Here is a 3862-nt window from a genome sequence, read left to right on the forward strand (position 1 = left end):
ATAAAAAAAAGATTGGGAGTTCTTCTTCGGAAAGAGTTTCGTAATTTGCTTGTCCTTTTGCAATAATTAATTTTGAATTGTATAACTTATTTAAAAAATCTTCTTTCAACGAATAAGTAACCGTGCCTGCATACTTTGAGCCAGTTTCAATGATATTGTTTATCCCTGATAGTTTGGCGTCTTCTTTAGTTACATCGTTAATGATTGCTTTACTTTTGACCACATATTCTACCGTTTTTCCCATGCTTTCAAGGGATTCTATAAGTATTCTATCAAATACGCTTTCTCCTGCATTGTCTCCTAAAAATAGTACATGGTTTGTATTTAAAACCTCTTGCTTGAAGAATTTATAATCGTCTAAAATAAAATTTCCTTTTAAAAAATCATCTAAATTAATCTCGACTTTATCAAAAGTGCTTCCAAGGTCAATTGCATTTCCAACTATTGCAACTTTTAGACTTTCAAGTAGCGGATCTTCTGCATTGATAACGGAGTTTTTTAAAATAGGGTAAATTTCTAAAGCTTGTTTAATATGCTCCATCTTGATCTTTTTATAAGGATCATCATTATTCGTTAGTTTGTAGACGATTTCATATAGAGGTTGAGCAACTTCTGGGGGTGTTTGATTTAAATTTGCAAAAGATAATGTTTGTAAAGAAGATTTCATAATATCTTCTGTAATACTTTGGTCGTTAGTTGCCACTTTTGTAACACGAAGAATTTGATTTAAAATGCAACTTAAACATTCGGCTTTTGCTTTCATATCTTATTTTACCTATTTTTTGGAAATTTGGCAATTTGAATTCTATATGTATAATTTTTTGAGGTGGGTGATATGAAAACTATAAAGAACATTGTTGCCTTAATTACCCCTTTTAAAGAGGATTTTTCTATTGATTATGATGCTTTTAAAGCACATCTTAATTTTTTGATCAGTCAAAAGCCAGACGGGTTGTTTGTAAATGCTACAACTGGTGAATTTACGAGCTTGAGTTTTAATGAAAAAGTGGATATTGCAAAGTTTGTGTTAGAGCACTCTTCGGGTGTGCCAGTTTATGTAAATGTTCACTCTAACGTAATGTCTGAAGCAATAGAGCTTTCAAAATTTGCAAAATCTTTGGGTTTTTATGCTATAGTTTCTCCTCCGCCGTTTTTCTTAATCCCTTCGCAAAAGGGCTTAATTGAATATTTTCAAACTATCGCAAAGGAATCAAATTTACCTACTTTTATCTATAATATTCCGGCCTTAACAGGTTATTCACTTTCAATTGAAACAGTTAGAGAAATTGCTAAAATACCACTTGTTAAAGGAATAAAGGTTACTTACGACAATATTACCTACTTATTAAACCTTATTAATGAAGTCAAATCTTTAAGAGAGGATTTTGAGATTTTTACTGGAACAGAACAACTTTATGTGCCTTTAATTATTTCTGGTGGAGATGGTGGAGTAATGGCTCTTGCAAACATTGCATTGTTGATTTTTAACGATGTAAAAGTTGCACTTAATAATAACGATCTTTCATCACTTATTTTGCTTCATAGAAAAATTACAAAGCTTAGTGAGATTTATTCACTAACAACTTCTTTTGGGTATGCAATTAAGCTTGCTTTAGGATATATGGGCAAAAACGTTAAACAATTTGTAAGGAGACCTCTTCTTGAAGATATTTTTGATGAGAAAAGATTTACACAAGTTCTTAGAGACGGGGGTTTAATATGACCGAATTTGAAGAAAAAGTCGTGAAGAAGCTAAAAGAAATTAAAGACCCTGAAACTAACGTTAGCATTATCGATGAAGGGCTTATTTACGGCTTTACAATAAAAGATGATACTATAAAGGTTTTTGTTAGTATTGAAGCCGCAACACCTTCATGCAATTGTAGTAAGGCACTTTCTTGGTTAGTGTTTAATAAAATTACAGAAAGCATAGTCAATAAACTTAAGGAGCTCTCATTTAAAGAGGTTGTTGTTGTAGAAGAGCTAAACCCTAAAATTATCTATAAAATTGGTTAAGGTTGAAGTGCTTCTTCTACATTGCCATTTATTGAAATCACAACCTCATAGCCAGGGTAGAATTGTCTTAAAGTTTCTGTAATCTCTGCTCTTATTGCGGCAACTCTACAAGAGCCTCCGACTCTTTGCAATTCCTCTCCAAAATCAATTTGGACCTTATTTGAACCAACTACTTCAATTTTATGAATAGTTAAATCCTTTGGAGTTGACATTACGTAACCGTTGGTTTCTTCATCTTTTGTCGGTCCCAATAAGAACACATGCGTAGTATCTAATGGCGGGTTTTGTGAATTAGAAGCAATTCTTCTTTCTACTGGAAACACTTTTGAACAGTCAATTACTCCAGGGTTTAAATTTGTATTTCCATAGAACACCTTTACTGTTTTGTAAGGAAAATTATAGTTTATTTCTCTACTATCTGAAAAAGCAATACTACCATCTTTTGGAGAAATTACTTCTGAGGATACCGTAATTTTATCTGTCTGAGGAAATGTTGTTAAGGTTATATCTGTTTGGAAATTTCCAAACTCACCCATATCTTTTGCGTCTGTAATCGCAGAACCTTCATAATCCACAAAACCTAAGCCATCTTTCACGACAATTTTGATGGTGCTTTCAAAAGCTCTTCCTCTTCCTTCAATGTGAATTGTTCCGTTTGAGTTAACGGAAACATTTCTAATGGAAACCTCTTTTTCCTTTGTGCAGCCTATACTAAAAAGGATAAACGTTATTAACAAAAGTGCAAATACTTTTTTCATTTCTTACCTCCTTTTTAATTATAATCCTTAAGTAGAACCCCTGCAAATTAGGCAGTTGTAAAAATTTTCTTTCACTTTTATGTATACAAACATTAAAAATTTTGTCAAGTAAGCAAAAACACTTTTTTATTTTTTCTTTAAGATAACCTTGTGTGCGTTTTTATAGCATTGTGTCAAATCTGTTTGTGAAAGGATAGATATAATAGGTTTTTTTGTATATTGCAATTATAAGGATAAAACAAAAAATTGAAGTTTAAGAGAATTAGGTGCTTCCTAAGTTGAAGGGGACAAGGAATCCACTTAAGACTCCACCTCTCCTCTATACTTCTTTTCTATCCTGAGGAGCAATAGAGACGAAGGATCCCATCTTTTTTTGGAGGAGTATCGCATGGGCTTTTCAATACCTAGAGTATAAGATTTCTCGTTTACGCTTTAGTTAGCAAAGAAGAGTTTTTACTTTAAAATAGCAACATAAAGGCAAACTATTTTATCAGAACAATAGGGGTATTATGGTTTGGGTAACTACATTTAGAGTAATTAAATTTAGGTTCGTAAAGTTTTGTAATTTTTTAAGAAAAAAATATTCTGTATTGTGGGTGATCTTTTTTTTAAAGTGGATGTACTCAAAATTTAGGAATCACCACTTATGGGGCTTTTCAAAAAAATTACGTCAAGCCATTTATTAATTCGTCAATATTACTATAATCAAAGGCTAGATTGTAAATTTCAAGCATTTCATTTCTATAGAGTTTTTTTCTTGCTATTATGAAATCTTTATTGTTATCGTCTCTTAAGGCTGATTCGAGAAAATCGTTAAATGATTCTTTGTTGATTCCTAAATCCTTAAGTCCATTTAAAGCATCTACTTTTTTAAGCCATTCAACTATCTTTATAACTGCAAGTTTTGCATCTTTTTTTCCGAAAAGTCCTTCTGATAGAGTTTCTAGCCTATCCTTATGCAAATTAAAGGTATAAATTAGATAGGCGGGTATAATTGCTGACAAGCCTCTTCCATGTGAAATTTGAAAAAGACCTGATATGGGATGTTCTAATCTGTGCATGGGAAGCGGTCCTCTCCTTCCTGCATT

Annotated in this window: 5 protein-coding genes; 2 read left to right on the plus strand and 3 right to left on the minus strand. The window is 32.1% G+C overall.

Annotated elements, in window-relative coordinates; translation table 11 throughout:
• A partial coding sequence (locus K6343_01510; protein MEF3244652.1) for an ARMT1-like domain-containing protein occupies window positions 1-763 on the minus strand: 763 nt, incomplete at its 3' end.
• Between the two features lie 72 nt (window positions 764-835).
• On the opposite strand from K6343_01510, the gene K6343_01515 reads away from it, so the two are divergent.
• Window positions 836-1723, plus strand: a complete 888-nt coding sequence (locus K6343_01515) for a dihydrodipicolinate synthase family protein (GenBank protein ID MEF3244653.1) — start codon at window positions 836-838, stop codon at window positions 1721-1723.
• Complete coding sequence (locus K6343_01520; protein ID MEF3244654.1) at window positions 1720-2016, plus strand: iron-sulfur cluster assembly protein; 297 nt, start codon at window positions 1720-1722, stop codon at window positions 2014-2016. Before K6343_01515 ends, K6343_01520 begins: the two co-directional genes overlap by 4 nt.
• Here K6343_01520 and K6343_01525 read toward each other — a convergent pair.
• Together K6343_01525 and K6343_01530 are read right to left on the minus strand one after the other, a co-directional pair.
• The gene (locus K6343_01525; protein MEF3244655.1) at window positions 2013-2774 is read right to left on the minus strand and encodes a hypothetical protein; all 762 of its coding nucleotides are present in this window, start codon (window positions 2772-2774) and stop codon (window positions 2013-2015) included. The two genes, K6343_01520 and K6343_01525, sit on opposite strands and share 4 nt — an antisense overlap.
• 665 nt (window positions 2775-3439) lie before the next feature.
• Window positions 3440-3862, minus strand: a 423-nt coding sequence (locus K6343_01530; GenBank protein ID MEF3244656.1) for an iron-containing alcohol dehydrogenase, incomplete at its 5' end; no start/stop codon positions are given.

Source organism: Caldisericaceae bacterium (genome assembly GCA_036574215.1).
Classification (GTDB): Bacteria; Caldisericota; Caldisericia; order Caldisericales; family Caldisericaceae; genus Caldisericum.